Below are 24,768 nucleotides of genomic sequence, written 5' to 3' on the forward strand. Positions count from 1 at the left end.
CTTCACCTTCCGTCGGAGGATTGGGCGGCTTCCCCGGGCAGGAAGCCGGGACAGGTGCGCGCCGCGTGAAAGAGGTACTGCTGGGCGAGCCCCTCCACGCCGCGCGCGCAGGCGGGCAGGCCGTCCGGGTAGAGCCGGTCGAGCACCCGGCGCACCCACACGTCGATCGGCACGCACTCGACGCGCCCGCAGCCGTAGAGCAGCGCGCATTCGGCCACCTTGGCGCCCACGCCGGTGATCTTCCGGAGCTCCCCGCGCGCCTCCTCGAGAGGCAGGTGCGCGAGCGCCGGGAGGTCCACCTCGCCCGAGGCGGCCTTTCGCGCCGCGTCCACGAGGTAGCGCGCCCGGAAGCCCGCGCGGATGGGCGCAAGGTCGTCCGGCTCGAGCGCGGCGAGGCGTTCGGGGGAGGGGAAGGCGTGGACGCCCTCCCCGAGCGGCTCCCCGAAGGCGGCGCACAGCCGCTCGACGATCCCCTTGATGCGGGGGACGTTGTTGTTCTGGCTGATGATGAAGGAGCAGAGCGCCTCCCACGGCTCCTGCCGGAGCACGCGGACGCCGGGGGCGTAGGCGACGGCGCGCGCGAGGACGGGGTCGGAGGAGAGGCGGCGTTTGACCTCCCCGTAGTCGCGGTCGAGGTCGAAATAGCCGCGCCACACCGCCTCGAAGTCCTCCGCGCCGCCCAGGATGCGGATTTCCCCGGCCGTTTGTGCAATGTGACAGGCCCTGCCGCGCGCCACACCGAAAAAGCCGCCGTCGGGCAGCCTTTTCCAGCGGAACGCCTGTCCGCAGTCGAGCGTTTCGGGCAGGGAGAAATCGCCCGAATCGGGGAGAATCACGTCGTTTCCGCGCAGGAACGCGCCGCATCCGGTCGAAACTGGTGCCATGGGCGGGACTCCTTTTTCAGAATTTTTACCCTCCCAGTATAGCAGATCGCGCCGCCAAAAGGAACAAAGATTTTACAGGGAACTTTATCAATCTATACAAAAACGGGGGGAAGGCCGGATTACTCGCAGTAGTGGAAGAAACTGGGAGGCGCCGTTTTTTTTCACCGCCGTTGAAAGGGGGACAAGGTGGAAAACACGGATACGTCCGCAAAGTTTTCTACCGTTTCCACAGAGTTTTCCACAATGGGCCGGAATGGGGAATCCATTCCGGCTTTTTTGTAATACCCGGCGTATAACGTTTCCGAAAACCGGGCGGCTGATTTTTGTTCAAATTGGCCCTTGACAGGGGAATAAATGAAGACCCGCTGTTCAAAATAGGAAAGCAAAACGATTTTAAAATCGGGGCGTCGGGGGCGGCGCGGGCGGCAGCCGCGGCCCGCCCGCCCCTCTTTTGCGGCGCAAGGCCCTTCCGCCCGCCGCGCGGGGCGGAAGGTGAAAAATTTTTCGGGCGCGGGGGAAGGAGCAAGCAGATGCTGAAGGGTGTCAGTCAAAAGGTGATCGAGGTGGTGCACACCGACAACCGGTACTTTGAAAAGGCGATTTTATTTTTGCGGCCGAACGCGCAGGGGGAGGACAAGCTGAGCCTGCGGGCGCGCGCGGGGGAATACCTCTCGCAGATCGATTACAACCCCGCGGGGCATGAAAAGCGCAAAACCCCGCTGGGAGAGGCCCTCAAAATCGGGCTGGCGGCGCTGGTGGGGGCCGCGGTTGCGTGCGCGTTCTTCCTGCTGTGATCTTTTTCGGCAAAAATCGTCTCTTTTTTTGCAAAATCGCAACGAATCTCTAGCATCCGGTATACTGTTATGTTATAATATACTCTGTATAAAACAGAACGTATAACCGGAGGCCATCCCTCCGGAGGAGGGCTCCGTATGGCGAATTCCAATCCCCGGCTCGACCGGGAGGACGAGAACACCGTGCTCGGCCGCAACGCGGTGATCGAGCTGCTGCGCGGCTCCCGCGAGGTGGAGTGCGTCTACATCTGCGACGAGGTGCCCGCGCGCGGCCAGCCGATCTCCCGCATCGTGGCCATGGCGAAGGAGCGCGGGGTGCCGGTCAAGAAGGTCGACGCGAAAAAGCTCGACGCGCTCTCGAACGGCCTGCCCCACCAGGGGGTTGCCGCGCTGGCGGCGGCCTTTTCCTACAGCACGGTCGACGGCCTCTTTGCGCGGGCGGGCGGCGAACCGCCCTTCTTCCTCGTGGCGGACGGCATCGAGGACCCCCACAACCTCGGCGCGATCATCCGCACCGCCGAGGCGGCGGGCGCCCACGGCCTCATCCTGCCCAAGCGGGGCGGCGTGGGGCTCACCCCCATCGTGGGGCGCACGAGCGCCGGCGCGGTCGAGCACCTGCCGGTCGCGCGGGTGACCAACCTCGTGCGCACGCTCGAGGAGCTCAAAAAGCGCGGTGTGTGGATTTACGGCGCGGAGGCGGGCGGCGGCCGCTGGGAAGAGTGCGACCTGACCGGCCCGGCCGCCCTCGTGATCGGCTCGGAGGGGTTCGGCCTCTCCCGGCTCGTCCGCGAGACCTGCGACGTGATCCTGTCGCTGCCGATGCTGGGGAAGGTCAACTCCCTCAACGCGTCGGTCGCGGCGGGGATTCTGATGTATGAGGTCGTCCGGCAGCGGACGCGTGCAGAGCGGTAAACCCGGATTTTTTGCGATTTTAGAGGAGAGTGGAAACGGGAATGGCTCAGAACTACAATGTCGACGATATCCTGGAGGAAATCCGCCGGAAGAAGAGCCGCGAGGCCGCGCAGGATACATACGGGCAGGAGGCCCCCCCGGCCCGCGCGCCCGCGCCGCAGGAGGACTACCGCCCCCGCCGCGCGGAGGACGCGCAGGAGCCCCGCAGGGCCGTCCCGCGCGCGGACGAGCCCTACTATGAGCGCACCCGCCGGCCGCAGCGCCGGCCGGCCGCCCCCCAGCACGCCCCCCAGGAGGAGCGGCGCTCCCGCCTGAGCGGGTTCGGGCAGGAGGCGCAGGAGGCGCCGCGCCGGGAGGAGCCCCCCCGGCGTCCCGCGCAGGGAAGCGCGCGCCCGCGCTATGACGACTACCCCGCGGAACCCGCGCCGAAGCACGCCCGTCCGCGCTACGACGACTACCCCGCGGAGCCCGCGCTGAAGAGCGCGCGCCCGCGCTACGACGACTATCCCGCGGAGCCCGCGCCGAAGAGCGCGCGCCCGCGCTATGACGACTACCCCGCGGAGCCCGCGCCGAAGAGCGCGCGTCCGCGCTACGACGACTACCCCGCGGAGCCCGCGCCCAAGACGCCCTACGATTTCGAGAGCGATTCCGCGCCGCTGCCGCAGGGCGAGACGCTCGGGGAGACGCTCGACCGGCTGCGCCGTTCGCGCGGCGGAGCCGCGCAGCAGCCCGCCGCGCCCCGCGAGGGGGCAGGGGAGGGCTTCACCTTCCGCGCCGCGCCGGAGGAACCGGCGGACGATTTCCGGCTGCCCTCCTGGGAGGACGACGCGCCCCCGCCGGAGGCGGGCGGCTTCGGGTTCCAGTTCGGGTTCGACGCCGGGACGGAACCGGAACCGGACGGCACCCGGATGGACATCCCCCTGCGTCCGCGCCCGCGCAGGAACGCGTCGGCGGGTCACACGCAGGAGATCGACACGGCCGCGCCGCGCCGCGCGCGGGAGGAGGGCCCGCAGGAGCTGGCCCAGTCCAAGTGGCGGCAGTCCTACGCCGAGCAGGAGCTGCTCGAGCAGGAGGTCCCGGAGGACGATTTCGGCGCGCCGGAGGACGCGCCCTATGTGGAGAAGGACCTCCGGTCCATCCGCACCGGGCTGACCGTCCGGCAGGTCGTGACGGCGGTGCTCGCCTTTCTGTCCCTCTACCTCACCGTTTCCCTCAAGGTGGTCCCCTTCGCCGGGAAGCTCGGGATCCCCGAGGGGTATATGCTGCCGCTGCCCCCGGCGGTCGCGCCGGAAAACAACATGCGGCTCTTTTTGATCGTGAACCTCGTGCTCGTGGTGCTGGCCGCCATCGTGTGCAGCAACATCGTGGGCGGCGGCATCGCGGCCCTCTGCCGCATGCGCGCCAACTGCGACACCCCCGCCGCGCTCGCCGTGCTCGCCGTGCTCATCCAGGGCATCGTGCTGACCGTGCTGCCCGACGCGGTGCTCGGCAACGGGAACGTCAGCCTCTATTTCCCGCTGGCCGTCGTGGTGCTGCTCTTCTCCCTCTTCGGCAAGAAGCTGATGATGAAACGGATTGAGCGCAACTTCGCCACCCTCACGGCGGAGGGGGACAAATACGCGCTCGTCCAGATCCAGAACCGCGAATTCGCGCGGGAATTCTCCCGCGGCCTCGGGCCGGACGTCGACCGGGTCGCTTACAGCGCCCGCGCCGGCTTCATCACCGGCTTCCTCGACCGCAGCTATTCTCCCGACTACAGCGAGTCCTTCTCCAACATCGCCTCGCCCATCTGCCTCGGGGGCGCGCTGGTGGTGGGGATCGCAGGCTTCTTCCTGATGGACCGTGAGCTGGTTTCCGCCGTTTCGGCGTTCGCGGCGGTGCTGTGCATCTGCGCGCCCCTCTCGGGCTCGCTCGTGCCCAACCTCATGCTCGCCCGCCAGGCCAGGCGCCTCTCCCGGAAGGGAGCGATGCTCGCGGGCTACACCGCCGCCGAGGACTACGCCGACACCGGCGCGGTGGTCGTCAGCGACCGGGACCTCTTCTCGGACGACAGCGTCATGCTCCACGGCATGAAGGTGTTCGCCGAAAAACGGATCGACGAGGCGATCCTCGACGCCGCCAGCGTGATCATCTCCTGCGGGGGCATCATGTCGGGCATCTTCCTCAATATGATCGGCGGCAACCGCCGGATGCTCAAAAAGGTCGACAGCCTCATGTACGAGGACGGGATGGGCCTTTCGGCGTGGGTGGACGGCAAGCGGGTGCTGATCGGCAGCCACGAGCTCATGCGCAACCACGACATCGACTGCCCCTCCCGCGACTTCGAGATGCGCTACACCCGCGACGGGAGGCAGGTGCTCTATATCGCCAATTCGGGCGAGCTCTCCGCGATGTTCGTCGTGAGCTACAACGCCGACCCCGAAACCGCCGACGCCCTCTCCGAGCTGGAGCGCCGGGGCGTTTCGGTCGCGCTCTACACCACCGACCCGAACATCACCAGCGAGCTGGTCGCGGCCGCGTTCGGCGTGCGCCGCACGAGCGTGCGGGTGCTCCCCGCCAAGATCCACGCGGAATACGCCTTCCTCACAAAGCCCAAGGAGCGCATCTCCGCGGGCGGCTGCCACGGGGGCGGGCTCGCGGGCGTGCTCGCGCTGGTGCGCGCCGCCTCGGCTGTCCGGAAATCGGTCATGCGCGCCACCGTCGTCCAGCTCATCGGCATCGTCGCGGGCTACGGGCTCGTCGCCTTCATGGCCTTCACCGGCTCGCTGCAGCTCGCCTCCTACGGGGTGCTGCTCCTCTTCGGGCTGGCGTGGTACCTGATCACCCGCGCCGCCGCTTCGGCGGGCAAATAATCGATTTTACCCGCAACAGGGCCGCTGCACCAGCAGCGGCCCCTTTTTTCGCATATTCCTTGTGCAAAGTCCATAGTATTTTCCGGATTATTTATACAGGCGAACGGAGGGGATATCCCTTGCGCACGCCTCCGAGAAATTATATAATATCAATATAATGCCTCGCAAACACACGGCGATTGCTGGCAATTATGACTAATGCTCAGTGCAGATAGAAAAAGGAGTGTTATTACATGAGACAATACTTAGCGGGTAAGATCCGGAACGTTGCAATTGCCGGCCACGGAAGCAGCGGCAAAACCTCCCTGGCGGAGGCCCTGCTCTTTAAGGCCGGCGCAACCGATAGATTGGGAAAGGTTCCCGACGGCAACACCGTCTGCGACTTCGACCCCGAGGAGGTCAAACGCAAGGTTTCCGTTTCGAGCGCGGTCGCTCCGTTCAGCTGGGGCAGCGTCAAGATCAACCTGATCGACACCCCGGGACTTTTCGATTTCGCTGCGGGCATGTATGAAGGCGTGCGCGCGGCGGAGAGCGTGCTGATCGCCGTGTCGGCGCGTTCCGGCCTCAACGTGGGCGCGGAAAAGGCGTATAAGCTCGCCGAGCAGATGGGCAAATCGCGGATGTTCTTCGTCAACAAGATGGACACCGAGAACGCCGACTTCTACAAGGTGCTCGAGGAGCTCAAGGGCGCGTTCGGGCCGTCGGTCTGCCCGCTCGTCGTGCCGGTCGTCGAGGACCACAAGGTCCAGTGCTACATCAACCTGGTCGACAACAAGGCCTACCAATACAACGCCAAGGGCGAGCCCTCCGAGGTCGCGATGCCCGACATCGAGCACCGCTTCGAGGGCCTGACCGCCGCCATCAGCGAGGCGGTCGCCGAGACGGACGAGGAGCTGTTCGAGAAGTTCTTCTCGGGCGAGCAGTTCACCCGCGACGAAATCCTCAAGGGCATCCACGACGGCGTCCACAACGGCACCATCACCCCCGTGCTCTGCGGCTCCGCGGCCACGCTCGAAGGCATCGACATGCTTCTCGACGCGCTGGTCGACCACCTGCCCTCCGCGTGGGAGGCGGGCGCCGAGACCGCCGAGGACAAGGACGGCAACCCGGTGGAGATCGCCTGCACCGACGAGGCCCCGCTGGCCGCCTATATCTTCAAGACGGTCGCCGACCCGTTCGTCGGCAAGCTCTCCTATTTCAAGGTCGTCGCGGGCAAGCTCTCGAACGAGATCGCTCCCGTCAACTCCCGCACCGGCGAGCCGGAGCGCCTGGGCAAGCTCATCTACATGACCGGCAAGAAGCAGGAGGACACCGCCTTCATCACCGCGGGCGACATCGGCGCGGTCACCAAGCTGTCGAGCGCCATCACTGGCGACACCCTCTGCGACCCCAAGCGGGTGGTCTCCTTCGCGCGGATGAACTTCCCCGAGGCGTGCCTGTCGATGGCCGTCAAGGTCAAGAACAAGGGCGACGAGGGCAAGGTCGCGCAGGGCATGGTCCGCCTGATGGAGGAGGACCCGACCATCAAGTTCGAGCAGAACGCCGAGACCCACCAGCAGGTGATTTCCGGCCTGGGCGAGCAGCATATCGACGTGATCGTCTCCAAGCTGAAAACCAAGTTCGGCGTGGACATCGACCTCACCAAGCCCCGCGTTCCCTACCGCGAGACGATCCGCAAGGCGGTCAAGGTGCAGGGCAAGCATAAGAAACAGTCGGGCGGACATGGCCAGTACGGCGACGTGTGGGTCGAGTTCTCCCCCTACGACGGCGAGGACCTCCTCTTCGAGGAGAACGTCTTCGGCGGCTCGGTGCCGAGGAACTTCTTCCCCGCGGTCGAAAAGGGCCTCCAGGACTGCGTCAAGCACGGCGTGCTCGCCGGATACCCGGTGGTCGGCCTGAAGGCGGTCCTCGTCGACGGCTCCTACCATCCGGTCGACTCGTCCGAAATGGCGTTCAAGACCGCCGCGTCCCTCGCCTACAAGGCGGGCATGGCGCAGGCTTCCCCAGCGCTGCTCGAGCCGATCGGCAACCTCAAGGTCTACGTCCCCGACTCCAACACGGGCGACATGATCAGCGAGCTCAACAAACGCCGCGGCCGCGTGCTCGGCATGAACCCGGCGGACGACGGCCTCCAGATGATCGAGGGCGAGGTCCCGATGAGCGAGATGGGCGATTTCGCAACCGTGCTGCGTTCCACCACGCAGGGCCGCGGCTACTTCACCCTCACCTTCGAGCGCTATGAGCTGCTCCCGCCCCAGCTCGAAGCCGCCGTCATCGAGGAAGCCAAAAAGATGAACGAGGAAGACTGAGGCGCGCGTACTTTTGGCCCCCGACCAAAAGTACGTTAAGGAAGGGCGGGACTGCTCGACGCTGCGCGTCGAAGCGGCGCTTCGCGCCGACGCCCGCCCGGCGCGCCTCATGGGGGAGGGTCGGCGACCCTCCCCCATGGGCCCCCACCTGGCAACTGCATACAGAAGCGGCCGCCCGAAAGGGCGGCCGCTCTTTTTGCCGGCGCGGGTGGAACCGGTCTGCTGCACGCGGCAGGCTGGACGTGAGCGGAGGGCTGTGCGCACGTCAGTTGCGGCCCCTGCCCGGCAAGCTCGCCGCACATTTCGTTTCCGCCGTTGGGAGCGTCCGCAACCTGAATTGAGCCCTCAGCTGGTGTACCCGTGGGGAGCGGCGGTAGTCTGCGGGTTATGGCAAGGTACTCCCGGGGGTTTCTCAAGGGGACTGGCGGAAGTCCCCTTGAGCGCCCTTCTTCCGCCGACTTCTTGGGCGCGCAAGAAGTCGGCCCGCCCGCCGGGGCGGGACCCGGCAAGCTCCACCGCTCACTGAGCGGCAAACCTGAGAACCTCCGCCGCCGGAAGGACGGCAAGCTCCGCCGCTCTCGAGCGGCACAACAGAGGACAGGACGGCATAACAAGTCCCCCGCGCGCGTATACATATAGAACGGAACCGAATACGGCGCGGGAGGTTAGCAGTATGTTTACAGTCTCATTCCGGGTGACCAAAAAGCAGGTGGCCGCGGCGGCGGCGGTGTTTGTGCTGGCGCTGGCGGGGGGCATCTGGGCGCAGGCGGCGCTGTCGGAGCTGCGGGGCGACCCGGCGCAGGCCCCGGCGGAAGCGAAGGTGGAAAAGGTCGCGGCCAAGACGAATGAACAGAGGATCTCCTTCCTCGAAACGTTCGGCTGGGAGGTCGAAGGGGAAGAGGACGAGATCGTGGAGGTCAAAATCCCGCAGGAATTCGACGACGTATTCGAGAAGTACAATGAGATCCAGAAGCAGCAGGGCTGCGATCTGAGCAAGTACGCGGGCAAGCGGTGCAAACGCTACACCTATGTAATCGAAAACTACCCCGGCCAGGCGGAGGGCGTGCGCGCCAACATCCTTGTCTATAAGAACAAGGTGATCGGCGGCGACGTCTGTTCGGTCGAGCTGGACGGTTTCATGCACGGGTTCGCGCAGCGCACTGATTGAACGGGCGGCGCGGATATGGTACAATATCCGCGAGGCGGCTATTGTACCGGACTTATGCGCAGGACGATCCGCGCCCCTGGCGCTTTCGTCCCGATGCGCGATTGTCCCACCGCGCGCTTTGCGCTTGTGGTACAATAGTCCCCGGAATCCCCGCGCGGCAGGCGCCGCGCGGGAGAAGGGGGCGAAGGTATGGCGGAAACCGAGCGACTGGATAAGGTGGTGGCCTCCCGGACGGCGCTGTCCCGCCGGGAGGTGCGCCGGCTTGCCTCCCGCGGGCAGGTGACGGTGAACGGCCTGCCCGAGCGCTCCTGCGAGCGGCGGGTCGACCCGGATACGGACGAGATCGCCGTGGCCGGCAGGGCGCTGGAAATGGGCCGCCACGCCTACCTGATGCTCAATAAGCCCCGCGGGGTGGTGTGCGCCACCCACGACGATAAGCTGCCGACGGTGCTCGACCTGGTGCCGGAGGAGCTGCGGCGCAGCGGGCTTTTCCCGGCGGGCAGGCTGGACAAGGACACCGAGGGGTTCGTGCTCATCACCGACGACGGGGAGTTTGCCCACCGCATCCTCGCGCCCAGGAGCCACGTGCCCAAAACCTATACCGCGCGGCTGGACAGGCCGGCGGGGCCGGAGCTTGTCGAGGCGTTCGCGGCGGGAGTCGTCCTCGACGGGAGGACGTGCATGCCCGCTCTCCTCGCGCCCGACCCGGACGACCCCCGGACGGCGCGGGTGGTCCTGCGGCAGGGGATGTACCACCAGGTCAAACGGATGTTCGGAGCGTACGGGATCACGGTCACGGCGCTGCGCCGGGACGCGATCGGGGGGCTGGCTTTAGACCCGGATCTGGAGCCCGGAAAATGCAGGAAACTCAGTAAAATAGAGGTAGAACGGATTTTGACGGAGGGGCTGTAAAGCCCGTTGCGGCGGGGAATTTGGGGGCGCGGGCCGCCGGGGAAGGGACAGGCTGTTCAAAAAAGCGACAAAGTTTGGACACACATTGCCTATAAAAATGTAGTATGATGGTCGAAAAGCCTGGTTCCGATCCCCAGAAAAACCGCTGTGGAAAAAATAATGATTTTTCCACAACGAAAATAAGAATTTGTGTTGCAATATATACAAATTTGTTGTAAAATATTCGTAATGGCTTGTAAGATTAAAAACGCGGCCTTTTTTTCGTCCATCTACGGCGGACAAAAATCGCGCCTCGGCCACAGAAAGATCCATGTGTTTGGCAAAGCACAACCGATTACGAGTAAAGAGGGGATTTGAATGTCAAACAGGCTTTTCCAGGGAATCGTCCACCAGATGAGAGACTGTATCGACAGGGTGATCGGCGTCGTGGATGACAGCGCGACGATCATCTCGTGCAGCGATCTCACCAAAATTGGCGAAACGAGCGATTTCTTTACGCTCGACGTCGGCGACACGAACGAGGTGTTCGTGCGCGACGGCTATACGTATAAGCCGTTTGGCAACAAGATGAAACCCGAATTTGCGGTTTTTGTCGAAGGTGTGGACGATCCCGCCGCAAAATACTGCAACCTCCTGGCGATCTCCCTCTCGTCAATCAAGCAGTATTACGACGAGAAATACGACCGGAACAACTTCATCAAAAACGTCATCCTCGACAACATCCTGCCGGGGGACATCTACGTCAAGGCGCGGGAGCTGCACTTCAACACCGACTCCACCCGCGTCGTCCTGCTCATCCGCATCGTCGCTTCCAACGACATCTCCGCCTTCGACGTCATTCAGAACCTCTTCCCCGATAAGCAGAAGGACTTTGTCTTCAACATCTCCGAAAGCGACATCGTGCTCGTCAAGGAGACAAAGCCCGGCATCGAGTCGAAAGACCTCGAAAAGCTCGCGCGCTCGATCGTGGACACGCTGGGCAGCGAGTTCTACACCAAGGTGGTCGTGGGCATCGGCACCTCGATCGTCGGCGTGAAGGATCTGGCCCGCAGCTTCAAGGAGGCGCAGGTGGCGCTTGAGGTCGGCAAGGTGTTCGACACCGAAAAGGCGATCGTCAGCTACGACAACCTCGGCATCGCGCGGCTGATCTACCAGCTGCCGACCACCCTGTGCGACATGTTCCTGCGGGAGGTCTTCAAAAAGGGCTCGATCGAAAGCCTCGACCACGAGACCCTCTTTACCATCCAGAAATTCTTTGAGAACAACCTCAACGTGTCGGAGACGAGCCGCAAGCTCTTCGTCCACCGCAACACCCTCGTCTACCGGCTCGAGAAGATCAAAAAGCTCACGGGGCTCGACCTGCGGGAATTCGACCACGCGATCATCTTCAAGGTGGCGCTGATGGTCAAGAAATACCTGACGGCGAATCCGGTGAAATATTAATTGTGAAACCTGGCCTGCCGAAAGACAGGCCTTTTCAAAGGCGGTGTACCAGTGATCGAATTCGTCAATGTCTCCAAAGTCTACAAGGCGACGGGGACGCGCGCGCTCAGCAATTTCAATGTGAGTATTGACAGAGGGGAATTCGTATTCGTCGTCGGCCCGTCGGGAGCTGGGAAGAGCACCTTTATCAAGCTGCTGATGCGGGAGGAGAAGCCGACGTCGGGAGAGATCTACGTCAACGGCCAGAACCTCGTGCGCCTCAAGCGGCGCAAGGTCCCCTACTACCGCCGCACGCTCGGGGTGGTGTTCCAGGATTTCCGGCTCATCCCGACCATGAACGTCTATGACAACGTCGCGTTCGCGCTGCGGGTCACCAACGTGTCCGCCAAGGACATCCGCAGCCGCGTTCCGTACATACTCGGCCTGGTCGGGCTTTCCGGCAAGGCCAAGAGCCTGCCCGAGCACCTGTCGGGCGGCGAACAGCAGCGCGTCGCGCTCGCGCGCGCGCTCGTCAACAACCCCCCGCTCATCATCGCGGACGAGCCCACCGGCAACATCGACCCCGATCTCTCGTTTGAGATCGTCGACCTGCTCAGCGAGATCAACAAATGCGGCACCACCATCGTCATGGTCACCCATGAACACAACCTGGTGAGCGAGTTCGATCACCGGGTGATTACGATCGACGAGGGAACCATCATCTCGGACGACCGGAACAGGGGGTACTACGACGAATGAAGGGCAGCAGTTTCGGGTACCTCATCAAGGAGGGCGCCAAGAGCATCTACGCGAACCGGCTGATGTCGTTCGCGTCGATCGGCACGCTGGTGGCGTGCATGCTCCTGATCGGCGCCTCGATGCTTTTTTCGATGAATGTCAACAAGATCGTCGGCTTCGCGGAGACCCAGAACGAGGTCGTGGTCCAGCTGGAGGACGGCCTCGACGAGGAACAGATCGCGGACGTCGGGCTGGAGCTCGGGCTTGTGGACAACATCTATAACCAGCGGTTCGTCTCGAAGGACGAGCTGCTGGAGGAGCAGAAGGCCAAGTCCCCCGAGCTGGAGGACCTGCTCACCGGCTTGGAGGGCGACCAGAACCCCCTCTTCAACTATTACAGCGTGCGGGTGAAGGACCTCTCCGTCCTCACCGGCACGGTCATGCGGCTCGAATCGATCTCGGGGGTTTCCGCGGTGCGCGCCCCCGACGCGGTCGCGGAGGCGTTTTCCAGCATCAAGCGCGCGGTGTCGGTCAGCGGCATGTTTATCGTCGCCATCCTCATTGTCGTGTCGCTGGTCATCATCGCCAACACGATCAAGGTCACCGTCTTCAACCGCCGCAAGGAGATCAATATCATGAAATACGTCGGCGCGACCGACGCCTTCATCCGGCTGCCCTTCTTCGTGGAAGGGTTCCTGCTCGGGCTGCTCTCCGCGCTGCTCGCCTTCGGGCTGCTGTGGATCGGCTACAACTATGTGCTCGACGCGGTGTCCCTCAATCCCTCCGCCTTTATCCAGTCGGCCTATCAGAACACGATCCCCTTTGAGGAGGTCGCGCTCGAGCTGCTCGCCTGGTTCGCGGGCGGAGGTATCGGGATCGGCGTGTTCGGCAGCATGTTCTTTGTAAACAGATACCTGAAAGTATGACCTCCGCTGCGGCGGAAGGCGGAAGGGGGGCCTGGATGTGGGCGAAAAGGGCAAACGCGTCTTTGCATGGATGATGGCGCTGCTTATGGCTGTCATGGTCGTGGCGCCGACCGTGTCGATCCTGGTGCACGCGGACGACGACGAGGAATACGAGGACGATTACGACGAGGACGAGGACGACCTCCAGGACATGCTCGACCGCCTCAACAGCAAATACAAGAAGCTGCAGGAGCAGAACAACGCTGTGCAGCAGAAGATCAACGCGGCCGCTTCCGAGAAACAGAAGCAGGTCGTCATCAAGCAGGAGATCGACGGGCAGATCAACACGACGATCGAGCAGATCGACACGCTCGACGAGCGGATCGCGGTGCTCGAGCAGCGGATCTCGGAGAAGACCCGCGAGATGTCCGCCAAGCAGAAGGAGATCGACGAAAACTTTTCCCTCTACCAGCAGCGGCTGCGCGCGATGTGCTCCTTGCAGGGGACAAGCACCCTCGGCCTCGTGCTCGGGGTGGACGACTTTTCCGACATGCTGCTGCGAACCGACGTCGTGACCGCCGTGGCGCAGCATGACACCGACCTGATCAACGAGCTCAAGGAGCAGAAGGCGGAGCTCGAGGCGATCAAGAAGGAGATCGAGGACGACAAGACCTCCGTCGAGGAGGACAAGCGCGAGACGGTCTCCAAGCAGGAGGAGCTCAAGGCCCAGCAGGCGACCGCCGTTTCACGGATTCAGGACATCGCCGCCCAGGAGCAGGAGTTCCTGGCCAACAAGGCCGAGCTCACCAAGCAGATGCAGCAGGTCCAGGCGGAAATTTCGGCGATCATCGCGGAGATCAATAAGACCTCCCTCAACACGAAATATATCGGCGGCGGCATGGCGTGGCCCTCCGCCTCCCTTTTCCAGGTGACCTGCCCCTACGGCTCCCGCTTCGGCGGCAGCGATTTCCACACGGGCATCGACATCTCGGGCGGCGGCGCCTACGGCTCGCCCGTGCTCGCGGCCAACTCGGGCACCGTCAAGGTCGCGAACACCTCCTTCACGCCCGGCTACGGCTACGGCAAGTACGTCATCATCGACCACGGCGGCGGCATCCAGACCCTCTACGGGCATATGAGCGCACTTTCCGTCTCGGTCGGGGACGTTGTGGCGCAGGGGCAGAAGATCGGCGAGGTCGGCTCGACCGGCTGGTCGACCGGCCCGCACATCCACTTTGAGATCCGCGTCAACAACAAGGCGGTCAACCCGCAGGGCTGGTCCCCGTGACGTGAAAAACAAAGAACCTTCCGGTGAAGGGCGGAGACTCTCCGCCCTTCGCATTGTCCGGCGCGGCCGCGCCGGGCGGCGGCCGGATTTGGCGGAGGCCGCGGGGCGGCCCCCGCGGACAGAGTGGCCGGCCTGACCCGTCCGGGCGACAGAACGCAGGCCGAAAGGAGACGACTGATGAGCAAAAAGATTTCTTTGGGCGCGGCGATCGCGTTCACGGTGATCGTCATCACGGCGACGATCACGATGACGTGGCTTTTTGCGCGGCGCAGCTTTGACGAGACCGCCTATAACCTCAGCGAGCGCGAGGCGATGTATTCCAAGCTCGCCGAGGTGGACGACTACGTGCGGCAGAACTACACCGGCGCGATCGGGGAGGGCGAGCTGGTCAACCAGCTCGTCACCGGCTACCTCAACGGCACGGGGGACGCGTACGCGCGCTATTACGACGCGGCCGCCTATGCCCGCCTCAAACAGAGCTACAACGACCAGCGGGTGCAGATCGGCATCGTGCCCCGGATGGATGAGAGCGGCTACATCGTCGTCGACGAGGTCTATCCCGATTCGCCCGCGCAGGCCGCCGGCCTGCAGGAGGGCGACTTGATCGTGCGCATCGACGAGACCGACATCACCGCCGAAAACTACAGCGAGGCGGTTTCGATGCTCTACGGCGCGGCCGGCACCAAGATGAATATCGTCGTGCGCCGCGGCGTCGAGGACAGCACGCTGCCCGACATGACCCGCCGCTTCGTCGAGGTCCCGTCGGTCTATTCCTCCATGCTTGAAAACCAGATCGGCCTGGTCGTCATCAAGGACTTCGCCGACAATACCCCCGACCAGTTCACCAAGCAGGTGGACAGGCTGATCGACGAGGGCGCACAGGGCCTTGTGTTCGACGTGCGCGGGGTCAGCATCACCTCCTCCGGCACCTCCGCCCTCGATTCGGTGGCCGAGGCGCTCGACAAGCTCCTCCCCTCCGGGGTACTCGCCTCGACCGTCGACAAGACGGGACGGGTGGAAAACACCAAAATTTCCGACGCGCGGGAGGTCACCCTTCCGATGGCGGTGCTCATCAATGAGAAGACCTCGGGGGAGTCGGAACTCTTCGCGGCGGTCATCCGCGATTACAACAAGGGCAAGCTCATCGGCCAGAAGACCGCCGGCAAGGGGACGATGCAGCGCATCTTCCCGCTGACCGACGGCAGCGCGATCGAAATCACGACGGCGGTCTACAACCCGCCGACCAGTCCGAGCTTTGACGGGGAGGGCGTGCGGCCCGACTTCGAGGTCAAGATGAACGACGACTCGATGCCGGGGAACCTGCTGACCGACCCGCAGCTCCAGAAGGCGGTGGATTCGATCATTGCGACCATCCGCATGAACATGACGATCATCGACCTGGAGCCGGAGGAGAGCGGCGGCACGGCGTCCGCCACGTCTCTGCCCGACGCGGCGTACGCGAGCTCCTCGGAGGAGGAGCCGTCCGCCGCCGAATCGTCCGAGACGGCGTCCTCCGGCGAGGAGTCGTCCGCCGCGGAATCCTCCGATATGGAGGAACCGCGGGACGTGTCAGGCGAGGCCTCCTCTGAGGAGGAAGAGGCTTCGTCGAGCGAACCGGAGCCCGAAGCCGAACCGGAACCGGCGCGCGAACCGCTCGACCTGACGGAATTCAGCGCCGCGATCGACCTGCTGGCGGGGCTCACCTTCGAGGTGCCCGCGCCGCCCGCGCCTCCGGTGCAGTCCGAGGCGCCCGCCGCGAGCGAACCCGTCGTGAGCGAGCCTCCGGCGAGTCAGCCCGCCGAATCCCAGCCCGCGGAGAGCGTGGCCCCCGCCGAATCGCAGGCGGAGAGCCAGCCGCCCGCGGAATCCTCCGGGACGGAGAGCGGCCCGGAGGGCTCCTCCTCCGAGGAGACCGCGACCTCCGGGGAGGAGGAGACCGAGTCGTCGAGCGAGGCGTCCTCCGCGCCGCCCGCACGCCTCGGGGCGTTTTCCAGCGGCAGAAGATAAGCGAAGCGTCCGGGCGGCCGCCGAAAGGCGGCCGCCTCTTTTGCGTGTGCGCGGAAAAGCGCCGCGCGCGTGAAACCGGCGGCCCCGTGCATATCCCGCGCGGCCGGGACATAAGATGAAGGGACAGGTCGTAAGAGGGGAGCAGGGAAAGATTACCTGTAAACAATTCCTTAAAAAACTTTGGAACGCTTGACATATTTGAACGTTTTGACTATAATACTAACCATTGCTATACGTCTGGCTGCAAAACGCGCGCGAGAAGCGGGAAGACCCGATGTCCGCGCCGCCGGGGGTATGCGCTTTTTTCGTATCTGCGGGATTTCGTGATGGAACCAAATGCTCTGTAAAGGAGAATGGGATATGGCAACGGAAATGTTAATGACACAAGAGGGCTACGAGGCGCTCAAAAAGGAACTGAATGAACTCAAGAGCGTGACCAGGGGGGAGATCTCCGAAAAAATCCGCGTGGCGCGCGGGTTCGGCGACCTGTCGGAGAACAGCGAATACGACGAGGCCAAGAACGAGCAGGCGGTCGTCGAGGCGCGCATCAAAAAGCTGGAGGACCAGCTCAAGAACGTCAAGATCATCAGCCGGGACGAGATCTCCACCGACGCCGTTTCGGTCGGCTGCAAGGTTAAAATCCTCGACGTTGATTTTGACGAGGAGATGGAGTACGTCATCGCCAGCTCGGTCGAGTCGCATTCCGACCTCGACGCGATCTCCGACGAGTCGCCGGTGGGCAAGGGGCTCATCGGCCACAAGGTGGGCGATGTGGTGGAAATCCAGGCGCCCGCCGCCGTCCTGAAACTGAAAATTCTCGAGATCAGCCGGTAAGCAGAGTCAATATTTTGTAAAAGCGGGCTTTGCAAGAGCCCGCTTTTTTGTTATAATAACCGCATGGCAGACGGGCCGCGGGGCCCGCAACAGATAAAGGATGTGCATACGATGGAAGAATCCCGCAACCTCCCGGAGGGGGAGCTGACCGAGCAGGAGGAACAGCAGAAGCTGTCCGAGGTCCTGCAGATCCGGCGCGACAAGCTGGAATCCTTGAAAGCCGAGGGAAAGAACCCCTTTGAGATTACCACCTACAGCCGCACCGCCTACGCGCGGCAGATCGTCGACCGGTTCGACGAGCTGGAGGGACAGGAGGTGTCCATCGCGGGGCGCATGATGAGCCGCCGCATCATGGGCAAGGCCTCCTTCCTCGACCTGCGCGACGCCTCGGGCCGGGTGCAGAGCTATGTGCGCCGCGACGAGGTGGGCGACGAGCGGTACGCAGATTTCAAGAAATGGGACATCGGCGACATCGTCGGCATCCGCGGCGAGGTCTTCCGCACCCAGAAGGGGGAGATCTCGGTCAAGGCGCACGAGATCGTGCTCCTCTCCAAATCCCTGCTGCCGCTGCCCGAGAAGTGGCACGGCCTCAAGGACACCGAGCTGCGCTACCGCCAGCGGTATGTCGACCTCATCGTGAGCCCCGAGGTCAAGGAGACCTTCGTCAAGCGCTCGAAGATCATCACCGCTATCCGCGGCTACCTGGACGGGCTGGGCTTCCTCGAGGTCGAGACCCCCGTGCTGCACACGATCGCGGGCGGCGCGGCCGCGCGGCCGTTCATCACCCACCACAACGCCCTCGACATCGACATGTACATGCGCATCGCGCTCGAGCTGCACCTGAAGAGGCTGATCGTCGGCGGGTTCGACAAGGTGTACGAGATCGGGCGGGTCTTCCGCAACGAGGGCATCGACACCCGCCACAACCCCGAGTTCACCCTGCTCGAGCTCTATGAGGCGTACACCGACTACCACGGCATGATGGACATCACCGAGGGGCTCATCCGCCACTGCGCGCACGCGGTGCTCGGCACCGGCGTCATCCGGTACGGCGACGTGGAGATCGACCTCGATAAGCCGTTCGAGCGCCTCACGATGCGCGACGCGGTCAAAAAGTACGGCGGCGTCGACTTCGCGGAGGTGGAGACGCTCGAGCAGGCGCGCGCGCTCGCGAAGGAGCACCACATCGAATACGAGGAGCGCCACGGCAAGGGGGATATCCTGAGCCTCTTCTTCGAGGAATACTGTGAGGAGCACCTGATCCAGCCGGTCTTCATCACCGACCATCCGGTGGACATCTCCCCGCTTTCCAAGCGCAAGCCGGAGGACCCCGAATACACCGAGCGGTTCGAGCTCTTCATCCTCGGGCGGGAGCACGCCAACGCGTTCAGTGAGCTCAACGACCCGATCGACCAGCGCGGCCGGTTCGAGCACCAGGCGGCGCTCAAGGCCGCGGGCGACGAGGAGGCCACCGACGTCGACGAGGATTTCCTCACGGCGCTCGAATACGGCATGCCCCCGACGGGCGGGCTCGGCATCGGCGTCGACCGCTTGGTGATGCTGCTGACCAACAGCGCGTCGATCCGCGACGTGCTGCTCTTCCCGACCATGAAGCCGATCAGGGACTGACCGGACCGCTGAACAGACAAAAGGAGGTGGGCGTCCTTGGGAGAACCGGATAAAAAGGAATCCCGTGTGGTGCACAAGCGCAGGCTGGGCATTTTTGTCGTCGCGCTGATCGTCGTCGTGCTGCTCGCGCTCGCCTATTTTTTCAGCGAGGGGACCGACGACGGGAAGCTGACCGTCGTGGCCGCGGTGCGCGGCTACCTCTCGGTCGAGCAGAAGGACGCGCTGACCATGCAGCTGACCGGCTACGCCCCCGATATTGAGGAGGGGGGCGCGCCGGTGACGCTGGTGACCTACGAGTTCCCGGCCACGGGCGGCGGCGACACGGCGAAGATGCTCGGCGAGCTGAGCGGCGCCCTCTCCGAGGGGGACGCCGACCTGGTGCTGCTCGACAGCTACGTCTATGACCTGCTCGGCAACGACACCCTCTTCGAGGACCTTTCGGCGCGCTATCCCGACGACCCGGCGGTCGTCGGGCGGTACCGCTACGCGATCTCGGGCAAGCCGTTTGCCAACGCGGAGGGACTGGAGGAGCTGCCGACCCTCTACTTCGTGCTGCGCAGCGCCGAATCCAGCGCGGTCAACAGGAACGCGCAGACCCTGGACGACTATGACGTGCGGCGGCGCCTGCTCGACAACGTGGCGAACAGCACGCCCCCGTCGAGCTACGCGGCGCAGGGGCTGGTCGGACGCGATGAAGAAGCCTGATAAAAGCGGACCTGCGCGCAGGTCCGCTTTTGTATCCGCCGCGCTTGACAAACTCCCCCGCGCGGCGTAAAGTGGAACCATTAAGACAGCGAGGTGTTTGATATGAAAACGCGCAGAATGCCGGCCTTCCTGCTGGCGGCGGCCGCCGCCCTGAGCATGAGCCTTTCCGCGGCGGCGCTGGCCGCCGGCGCGGCTGATGTGCATGAGAACGTCCTGCCTCCCGCGCCCTCGGCGGACGCGAGTTCCTACGCCGTGGCGCTCGACGGGGAGCAGATGCTCTTCGGTCCCGCCGACTGGAGGCTGGAGGGCAACCCCTTCGCGGCCGCCGCGTCGAAATACGCCTCCGGCGAGACCGTCCACCTCCAGACCTTCCCCGCCGACGGGGTGAGCCGGCTGGCGGTCAACGCCGCGCTCTGCGGCGTTGTGATCGAGCCGTCGGACACAGGCAGCTTTGAACTGGATACCGTCGGCGCTTCGGGGCCGATCAGCGCCAAGCTGACCCTTTCGGGCGGGACCCTCACCCTCACGGCGCGGGGCTCCACCGGCCTGCGCTATCTCTGCACCCGTGAGGACGCGCGGGTCAACACCGTCCTGCTGCGGGTGCCCGCGCAGCGGTATTTTTCGCTGACGCTCTCGGCGCGCGACGCGCTCGTGCACGCCTACGGCGAAGCGGTGGGATCGGTCGGCGGCAGCGCCGACGGCGGGATGCTCTACGTCACCGCCGAAAAGCTCTCCGCGCGCTGCACGATGACCTGCACGAACGGCGACATCGTGATCGAGGCGGACGAGATCACCGGGAAGCAGGACGTCCAGACGGACAACGGCGACATCGCCGTCATCGCCGGGAAGGTCGGCGGCGAGCTCTATTTCCGCAGTGAAAACGGGGATATCGCCGTCCGGGCCGAAACGCTCGGCCGCGCGACGATTACGACCCAGAACGGCGACCTGCTGCTCGACGTGAAGGAGCTCACCAAGGACGCCTATCTGAAGGACCTGAACGGGGACGTCCGCGTCAACTTCCGCAAGGAGCCGCAGGACCTCGACTTCGTCTTTTCGGGCGGCAACTTCGACGAGATAAGGCTTCCGCGCGGCTGGGACGGCGGCGTCACCCTCGGAAGCGGCGAGCCGAAATTCACGCTGCGCACGGAAAACGGCGAGGTCCGCGTCACCTTCGGGAAGCTCGAGACCCCCTGACGGAGAGATTCCGGGCCCCCCCGCGAAAGCCGGCGCTCGCCGCCGCATGATTGACGGATTTGCCGGTGAATTGAAGATGAAAAAACGGAAGAAGGACGCCAATGCTTCATTGGCGTCCTTCTCTGATTCCCCGGCGGAGGCGCGCGTCTAAGGCTGGAATCCGATTTTCCGCGCGGCGGGCCAGGGGCACTCCCGCCACTGTCCCTCGTTTTCGTCCGGATCCCCGGTGAGCAGGTCCACGGCGGCGTCCGCCAAAAAGCCCAGATAGCTCTCTGCCGCGCTGTCGCCGCAGAGCAGCTTCCACATCAGGCCGCCGAACAGGTACGATTCCGCGAATTCCCGCCAGCTGTGCAGCCCCCGGGCCGCCTTTTGGGACAGCTCCCACAGGACGCCCACGGCCTCCCCCTCGGTGATCCAGCCCAGATAGCAGCCCCAGCGGGCCAGCATGGCCGCCCGGCCCACGTCCCAGCCCAGCAGGAAGTCGGGGAGGAAGCGGCCCTTAAAGTACCGGGCGAACCGCCAGCCCCGGCAGACCGACGCCCGGTCCTCCTCGTCCATGTCCTCCTCCAGAAGCTCCTCCGGCGAATCCGCCTCACAGTAGAGGGCGTAGCGCAGGGTGTAGCCCTCCCGGGTCAGGTAGCGGATGGTGTCCAGCAGCTCGCCCCGCCCGTTGATGCCCCAGGAGCGGCGGACCAGGGAGACAATCTGCTGCTCCATAACGGGGATATGCTCCTCCACATCCATGCCGTCCAGCTCGTGGTCGTTCAGCGTAGAGATAATGCCGGAGAGCAGGATGCCGAACCGGCCCCAGCGGGGGTCGTCCTTGGCGTAGGGGGCCGGCTCGGGCTCGGGCAGGGCGTCCAGTTGGGCCAGCTTTTCCTCCAGCACCTGATAGAGCTCCCGCTCCATCGCCTGGTCGAGCTCCCGCTCCTCATCCTCGCCGTCCTCTTCCTCCATGGCCAGGGTCTCCAGGGCGGCGGCGATGACGCCCATGTCCTCCCCAAAAAGCTGGCCCATCATGCCCTCCGCGCCGAGGGCGGCCGCCGCGGCCACCTTTTCGTCCACCGCCTGCTGGATCAGCTCCTGGTTGACCGCCATCTGCGCCATGGCCTCCGGGCTGAACATCTGGCCAAGGATTTCCACCTGGCGCTGCTGGTTGGCCGCGTCCAGCTCGGCGGCTTGCCCCTCGTCGTTCTGCCGTTTCGCCGCATCTTCCGCCGCTTTTTCGGCGTCCTTCTGCGCCTGCTCCGCAATCTTTCGGCTCTTCTCCATGGATTCCTGGAGTTGCTGTGAGGCCGCGTCGCTGGCGGCCTGGGCCCGCTTCATGAGCTCGTCGATATCAAACATGCTTCGTTTCCTCCTTGTCGGCATTGTCCGCGTCTGGCGGGAGGGGGTGCCATGCGGGGGGCTCTTTTTTGCGGGAGAACAGCCGCTTCAGGCCGCCCAACACCCCCTCGACGATGTGGAACCACAGGTGTCCCACAATAAACACAACCACCAGAGCGATCAGTACCGCGCCAATCTGTCCCCAGGACATATTTCCGCCCCCTTATTTCGTCTTAAACTTGGTCATGAAGAACTCAGTGAACGCCTTCAACTCCTCCTCCTGGGAGACATAGACGTACAGCGATTCGTCCTCCAGCCAGTCGTAGGCGTTGATGCCGATGTAGCCCTTCCGGTCGGGGTAGATGATAAAGGCGTCGGTGGGATACTTGTTCCGGTACGCCTTGTGGATCTCAGAGCGGCGGTAATACACAGGGTCGCCGCAGCCGGAGAGGTCCGGAACGGTGGGCACCGCCACGATTGTTTCGGCGGCCTCGTCCCAGCCCACGATCAGGTTGCCGATCTTGCTCTTGCTGCCGCGGACGAGGCCGTAGTTGAAACGGCTCACGTCCTCGGTGAAGCCGAAGATCAGCTGATAAGCGTCCCCGTTTTCCACCACCTGGTTAAACAGGGCCCGCATCTTCTTTCGGTTGGCGTCGCTTTTGGCCTGGTCGATCTCCGGCCCCTGAAACAGCTTGCTGAAAAGTCCCATACGAATGTTCCTCCTTGATATTTATGGATGATCCTGCCCGCGCAGTGTTTCCATATAGTCCAAAATGGCGTTGAGCTGAAAATCGGTCGCATCATCGGCGGCGTCCGGGAAGAGGAAGGGCAGCGTATCCGGGATTGCTTTGCGCAGGATGGCGGCGGAAAACAGCAGGTTGCCGAGCAGCTTTACCGTCTGCGTCCCGGCGCGGATGCCGAAGGCGCGCAGCATTTCCGTAAAGAACGCAAGCCGTCTTTTCAGGAATTCCCGGCGCTTATCCTCCGACAGACATTTGGCGAGCGCCTGCTGCTCCTCGATGCTCATGATCGCGAAGCGGTCCCGCCCCCCATAACAGACACGGCGGAGGAACCTTTCGACCCCCTCCCGCCAGCCGAGCCCGGGGTCGTCCATCAGCTCCCGCGCGCGCGCCAGCATTTGCGGCTGCTGGTAATAAAACGCCTGCACGACCAGATCCTCCTTGGCCGGGAAGAAGGAATAGAAAAAGGTGCGGGAAATTCCCACCCGCAGGTAGATCTGTTCGATCGTGGTGTGCTGAATGCCCTGCTTTGCCATCAGTTCAAGCCCCGTGGTGATCAGTTCCTTCCTGACCCGCTCCCGCTCCGCCTCGGAATAAGCTATCTTGGGCATGACGTCCCTCCGCTCGAAAATAAGAACAAAATTTTATTTCAGTTTTTATTATACCGGTCCGATGCCTGCTCCGCAAGGCCGGAAAATACGAATTGGAAGAAATACCGAGGGGCGGCGTCTTTTATTGGGCATGTGGCTGTAAGGCCCGGGGAGTCGGCCGTGGGATGTTTTTTTGCATTTCGCAGGAATTTCCTCTTGACAGCGTGACTAACTGTATACATAATATAGATACAGAAAGACACAGTAAGGCGCAGAAAGATCGGAGGCGGTCGTCTGGACATTATCCTGTCGAATTCCTCGCCGCGCCCGCTCTATGAGCAGATCGAGGAACAGATCAAGAACGGAATCCTGTCGGGGGCGCTCGGGCAGGGGGACGCGATGCCTTCCATCCGCTACCTGGCCAAACAGCTGCGGGTGAGCGTCATCACAACCAAGCGGGCCTATGACGATCTCGAGGCGGAGGGCTTCCTCGAGACGACGCCGGGCAAGGGGACCTATGTGTCGCTTGCCGGCCGCGACCGCCTGCGGGAGGTCGCCATGAGCCAGATCGAGGGGAAGCTCTCGGAGATCATCGACGCGGCAAAGTCGATCGGCCTGACGCTCGACGAGCTTTGGGAGATCACGGCCACGCTGTACAGGGAGGAACCATAGGATGGATCAGAACGTCATTGAGATCACCGGACTGAAAAAGCGGTTCGATAAGAGCGGTTTTGTGCTGGACCTGCCCCGCCTCACGGTGCGGGAGGGGTACGTGACCGGCTTCATCGGCGAGAACGGCGCGGGCAAGACCACGACGATCAAGCTCGTGATGGACCTGCTCTTCCCCGACGAGGGGGAGGTCAGGGTGTTCGGCCGGGAGGCGCACGCCTTTTCCGAGCAGATCAAGCGGGATCTGGGCTACATCGGGGAGCAGACGGGCTTTCTCGGGCAGGCGAAGCTCAGGACCCTGCGCGAGATGGTGAAGCCCTTCTATCCCAACTGGGACGACGTGGTCTTCCGCCGTTATCTCGACCGCTTTTCCCTCGACCCGGGCAAGAAGTTCAAGGACCTCTCGAAGGGCAAGCAGAAGCAGTTCGCGCTTGCGCTGGCGCTCTCCCACCACCCGAAGCTGCTGCTGATGGACGAACCCACCGCGAATCTCGACCCGTTGGTGCGGCAGGAGCTGCTCGACATCCTCGCGGACGAGATCGAGCAGGAGGGGGTCAGCGTCTTTTTCTCCACCCACATCACCTCCGACCTCGACAAGATCGCCGATTACATCCTCTTCCTGCACGGCGGGAAGCTGCTGCTTGAGGGGGAGAAGGACGTCCTTACCGACAGCCACCGGATTGTCAAGGGACGCCGCGAGCTGCTGACCGGCGAGGTCGAGAGGCTGCTCTGCGGGGTGGAGGCGACCGAGTTCGGCTTCCGCGGGCTCGCGGGGGACCCCGGCGCGGTGCACGCGCTGCTCGGCGACGAGGCGCTCTACGAGAAGCCGACGGTCGAGGACCTCTTCCTCGGCTATACCCGCAGGGAAAGGGGGGAGGCGCGGTGAAGGA

The 24,768-nt window shown here is 63.9% G+C and carries 22 protein-coding genes; 17 read left to right on the forward strand and 5 right to left on the reverse strand.

Going from position 1 to position 24,768, the window contains the following annotated elements; genetic code table 11:
* Positions 1 to 2: 2 nt before the first annotated feature.
* Positions 3 to 884, reverse strand: coding sequence for a DNA-3-methyladenine glycosylase family protein (locus tag C1A13_RS03600; RefSeq protein ID WP_101549194.1), 882 nt, complete (start codon positions 882 to 884; stop codon positions 3 to 5).
* Between the two features lie 530 nt (positions 885 to 1,414).
* Here C1A13_RS03600 and C1A13_RS14610 point away from each other — a divergent pair.
* The 15 genes from C1A13_RS14610 to C1A13_RS03675 all read left to right on the forward strand — a co-directional run bounded on the left by C1A13_RS14610 (position 1,415) and on the right by C1A13_RS03675 (position 20,553).
* On the forward strand, positions 1,415 to 1,678 hold the full coding sequence (locus tag C1A13_RS14610) for a hypothetical protein (protein ID WP_121587278.1): 264 nt from the start codon (positions 1,415 to 1,417) through the stop codon (positions 1,676 to 1,678).
* Between the two features lie 138 nt (positions 1,679 to 1,816).
* The gene (gene rlmB, locus C1A13_RS03610) at positions 1,817 to 2,590 is read left to right on the forward strand and encodes a 23S rRNA (guanosine(2251)-2'-O)-methyltransferase RlmB (protein ID WP_101549198.1); all 774 of its coding nucleotides are present in this window, start codon (positions 1,817 to 1,819) and stop codon (positions 2,588 to 2,590) included.
* Positions 2,591 to 2,631: 41 nt separating this feature from the next.
* Positions 2,632 to 5,442: a hypothetical protein gene (locus C1A13_RS03615; RefSeq protein WP_101549200.1), complete on the forward strand. Its 2,811-nt coding sequence runs from the start codon at positions 2,632 to 2,634 to the stop codon at positions 5,440 to 5,442.
* 233 nt (positions 5,443 to 5,675) lie between these two features.
* Complete coding sequence (locus C1A13_RS03620; RefSeq protein WP_101549202.1) at positions 5,676 to 7,751, forward strand: elongation factor G; 2,076 nt, start codon at positions 5,676 to 5,678, stop codon at positions 7,749 to 7,751.
* Positions 7,752 to 8,424: 673 nt separating this feature from the next.
* Positions 8,425 to 8,919 carry a DUF4830 domain-containing protein gene (locus C1A13_RS03625; protein ID WP_101549204.1) on the forward strand — a complete coding sequence of 165 codons (495 nt, stop codon included), beginning with the start codon at positions 8,425 to 8,427 and terminating at the stop codon, positions 8,917 to 8,919.
* Positions 8,920 to 9,108: 189 nt separating this feature from the next.
* Positions 9,109 to 9,831 (forward strand): pseudouridine synthase, encoded by a 723-nt coding sequence (locus C1A13_RS03630; protein ID WP_101549206.1) that lies wholly within the window; start codon positions 9,109 to 9,111, stop codon positions 9,829 to 9,831.
* Positions 9,832 to 10,188: 357 nt separating this feature from the next.
* Positions 10,189 to 11,274: a PucR family transcriptional regulator gene (locus C1A13_RS03635; protein ID WP_101549209.1), complete on the forward strand. Its 1,086-nt coding sequence runs from the start codon at positions 10,189 to 10,191 to the stop codon at positions 11,272 to 11,274.
* A gap of 51 nt (positions 11,275 to 11,325) precedes the next feature.
* Positions 11,326 to 12,012, forward strand: a complete 687-nt coding sequence (gene ftsE / locus C1A13_RS03640; protein WP_101549211.1) for a cell division ATP-binding protein FtsE — start codon at positions 11,326 to 11,328, stop codon at positions 12,010 to 12,012.
* Complete coding sequence (ftsX, locus tag C1A13_RS03645) at positions 12,009 to 12,917, forward strand: permease-like cell division protein FtsX (protein WP_101549213.1); 909 nt, start codon at positions 12,009 to 12,011, stop codon at positions 12,915 to 12,917. The genes ftsE and ftsX overlap by 4 nt, the downstream gene beginning before the upstream one ends.
* Before the next feature lie 37 nt (positions 12,918 to 12,954).
* Positions 12,955 to 14,184, forward strand: a complete 1,230-nt coding sequence (locus C1A13_RS03650) for a murein hydrolase activator EnvC family protein (protein WP_101549215.1) — start codon at positions 12,955 to 12,957, stop codon at positions 14,182 to 14,184.
* A 177-nt stretch (positions 14,185 to 14,361) separates the two neighbouring features.
* Complete coding sequence (locus tag C1A13_RS03655) at positions 14,362 to 16,191, forward strand: S41 family peptidase (RefSeq protein WP_101549217.1); 1,830 nt, start codon at positions 14,362 to 14,364, stop codon at positions 16,189 to 16,191.
* Positions 16,192 to 16,551: 360 nt separating this feature from the next.
* The gene (greA, locus tag C1A13_RS03660) at positions 16,552 to 17,025 is read left to right on the forward strand and encodes a transcription elongation factor GreA (RefSeq protein WP_101549219.1); all 474 of its coding nucleotides are present in this window, start codon (positions 16,552 to 16,554) and stop codon (positions 17,023 to 17,025) included.
* A gap of 111 nt (positions 17,026 to 17,136) precedes the next feature.
* The gene (gene lysS / locus C1A13_RS03665) at positions 17,137 to 18,654 is read left to right on the forward strand and encodes a lysine--tRNA ligase (RefSeq protein WP_101549221.1); all 1,518 of its coding nucleotides are present in this window, start codon (positions 17,137 to 17,139) and stop codon (positions 18,652 to 18,654) included.
* A gap of 36 nt (positions 18,655 to 18,690) precedes the next feature.
* A complete protein-coding gene (locus C1A13_RS03670) occupies positions 18,691 to 19,359 on the forward strand; it encodes a hypothetical protein (RefSeq protein ID WP_101549223.1) in 669 nt (222 codons plus the stop codon).
* Positions 19,360 to 19,461: 102 nt separating this feature from the next.
* The gene (locus tag C1A13_RS03675; RefSeq protein WP_101549225.1) at positions 19,462 to 20,553 is read left to right on the forward strand and encodes a DUF4097 family beta strand repeat-containing protein; all 1,092 of its coding nucleotides are present in this window, start codon (positions 19,462 to 19,464) and stop codon (positions 20,551 to 20,553) included.
* A 147-nt stretch (positions 20,554 to 20,700) separates the two neighbouring features.
* On the opposite strand, the gene C1A13_RS03680 is transcribed toward C1A13_RS03675, so the two are convergent.
* From C1A13_RS03680 to C1A13_RS03695, 4 genes are read right to left on the reverse strand one after another with little or no spacing between them, the layout of a single operon-like run.
* On the reverse strand, positions 20,701 to 21,900 hold the full coding sequence (locus C1A13_RS03680) for a DUF1266 domain-containing protein (RefSeq protein WP_101549227.1): 1,200 nt from the start codon (positions 21,898 to 21,900) through the stop codon (positions 20,701 to 20,703).
* Complete coding sequence (locus tag C1A13_RS03685) at positions 21,893 to 22,090, reverse strand: hypothetical protein (RefSeq protein WP_101549229.1); 198 nt, start codon at positions 22,088 to 22,090, stop codon at positions 21,893 to 21,895. Before C1A13_RS03685 ends, C1A13_RS03680 begins: the two co-directional genes overlap by 8 nt.
* 12 nt (positions 22,091 to 22,102) lie before the next feature.
* Positions 22,103 to 22,588 (reverse strand): hypothetical protein, encoded by a 486-nt coding sequence (locus tag C1A13_RS03690; protein ID WP_101549230.1) that lies wholly within the window; start codon positions 22,586 to 22,588, stop codon positions 22,103 to 22,105.
* A 21-nt stretch (positions 22,589 to 22,609) separates the two neighbouring features.
* Complete coding sequence (locus tag C1A13_RS03695) at positions 22,610 to 23,230, reverse strand: TetR/AcrR family transcriptional regulator (protein ID WP_101549231.1); 621 nt, start codon at positions 23,228 to 23,230, stop codon at positions 22,610 to 22,612.
* 321 nt (positions 23,231 to 23,551) lie between these two features.
* Here C1A13_RS03695 and C1A13_RS03700 point away from each other — a divergent pair, with 321 nt between their 5' ends.
* Both C1A13_RS03700 and C1A13_RS03705 read left to right on the forward strand, forming a co-directional pair.
* Positions 23,552 to 23,881 carry a GntR family transcriptional regulator gene (locus C1A13_RS03700; protein WP_418452727.1) on the forward strand — a complete coding sequence of 110 codons (330 nt, stop codon included), beginning with the start codon at positions 23,552 to 23,554 and terminating at the stop codon, positions 23,879 to 23,881.
* Between the two features lies 1 nt (position 23,882).
* Positions 23,883 to 24,764, forward strand: coding sequence for an ABC transporter ATP-binding protein (locus tag C1A13_RS03705; protein ID WP_101549235.1), 882 nt, complete (start codon positions 23,883 to 23,885; stop codon positions 24,762 to 24,764).
* Positions 24,765 to 24,768 lie beyond the last annotated feature (4 nt).

The organism is Anaerotruncus massiliensis (ex Togo et al. 2026), from assembly GCF_900199635.1.
GTDB lineage: Bacteria > Bacillota > Clostridia > Oscillospirales > Ruminococcaceae > Anaerotruncus > Anaerotruncus massiliensis.

Bases quoted from the DNA above. Each gene is read 5' to 3' on its own strand.
- C1A13_RS03600 (WP_101549194.1), bottom strand. From the start codon at position 884: ATGGCACCAGTTTCGACCGGATGCGGCGCGTTCCTGCGCGGAAACGAC.
- C1A13_RS14610 (WP_121587278.1), top strand. From the start codon at position 1,415: ATGCTGAAGGGTGTCAGTCAAAAGGTGATCGAGGTGGTGCACACCGAC.
- rlmB (WP_101549198.1), top strand. From the start codon at position 1,817: ATGGCGAATTCCAATCCCCGGCTCGACCGGGAGGACGAGAACACCGTG.
- C1A13_RS03615 (WP_101549200.1), top strand. From the start codon at position 2,632: ATGGCTCAGAACTACAATGTCGACGATATCCTGGAGGAAATCCGCCGG.
- C1A13_RS03620 (WP_101549202.1), top strand. From the start codon at position 5,676: ATGAGACAATACTTAGCGGGTAAGATCCGGAACGTTGCAATTGCCGGC.
- C1A13_RS03625 (WP_101549204.1), top strand. From the start codon at position 8,425: ATGTTTACAGTCTCATTCCGGGTGACCAAAAAGCAGGTGGCCGCGGCG.
- C1A13_RS03630 (WP_101549206.1), top strand. From the start codon at position 9,109: ATGGCGGAAACCGAGCGACTGGATAAGGTGGTGGCCTCCCGGACGGCG.
- C1A13_RS03635 (WP_101549209.1), top strand. From the start codon at position 10,189: ATGTCAAACAGGCTTTTCCAGGGAATCGTCCACCAGATGAGAGACTGT.
- ftsX (WP_101549213.1), top strand. From the start codon at position 12,009: ATGAAGGGCAGCAGTTTCGGGTACCTCATCAAGGAGGGCGCCAAGAGC.
- C1A13_RS03655 (WP_101549217.1), top strand. From the start codon at position 14,362: ATGAGCAAAAAGATTTCTTTGGGCGCGGCGATCGCGTTCACGGTGATC.
- greA (WP_101549219.1), top strand. From the start codon at position 16,552: ATGGCAACGGAAATGTTAATGACACAAGAGGGCTACGAGGCGCTCAAA.
- lysS (WP_101549221.1), top strand. From the start codon at position 17,137: ATGGAAGAATCCCGCAACCTCCCGGAGGGGGAGCTGACCGAGCAGGAG.
- C1A13_RS03675 (WP_101549225.1), top strand. From the start codon at position 19,462: ATGAAAACGCGCAGAATGCCGGCCTTCCTGCTGGCGGCGGCCGCCGCC.
- C1A13_RS03680 (WP_101549227.1), bottom strand. From the start codon at position 21,900: ATGTTTGATATCGACGAGCTCATGAAGCGGGCCCAGGCCGCCAGCGAC.
- C1A13_RS03685 (WP_101549229.1), bottom strand. From the start codon at position 22,090: ATGTCCTGGGGACAGATTGGCGCGGTACTGATCGCTCTGGTGGTTGTG.
- C1A13_RS03690 (WP_101549230.1), bottom strand. From the start codon at position 22,588: ATGGGACTTTTCAGCAAGCTGTTTCAGGGGCCGGAGATCGACCAGGCC.
- C1A13_RS03695 (WP_101549231.1), bottom strand. From the start codon at position 23,230: ATGCCCAAGATAGCTTATTCCGAGGCGGAGCGGGAGCGGGTCAGGAAG.
- C1A13_RS03705 (WP_101549235.1), top strand. From the start codon at position 23,883: ATGGATCAGAACGTCATTGAGATCACCGGACTGAAAAAGCGGTTCGAT.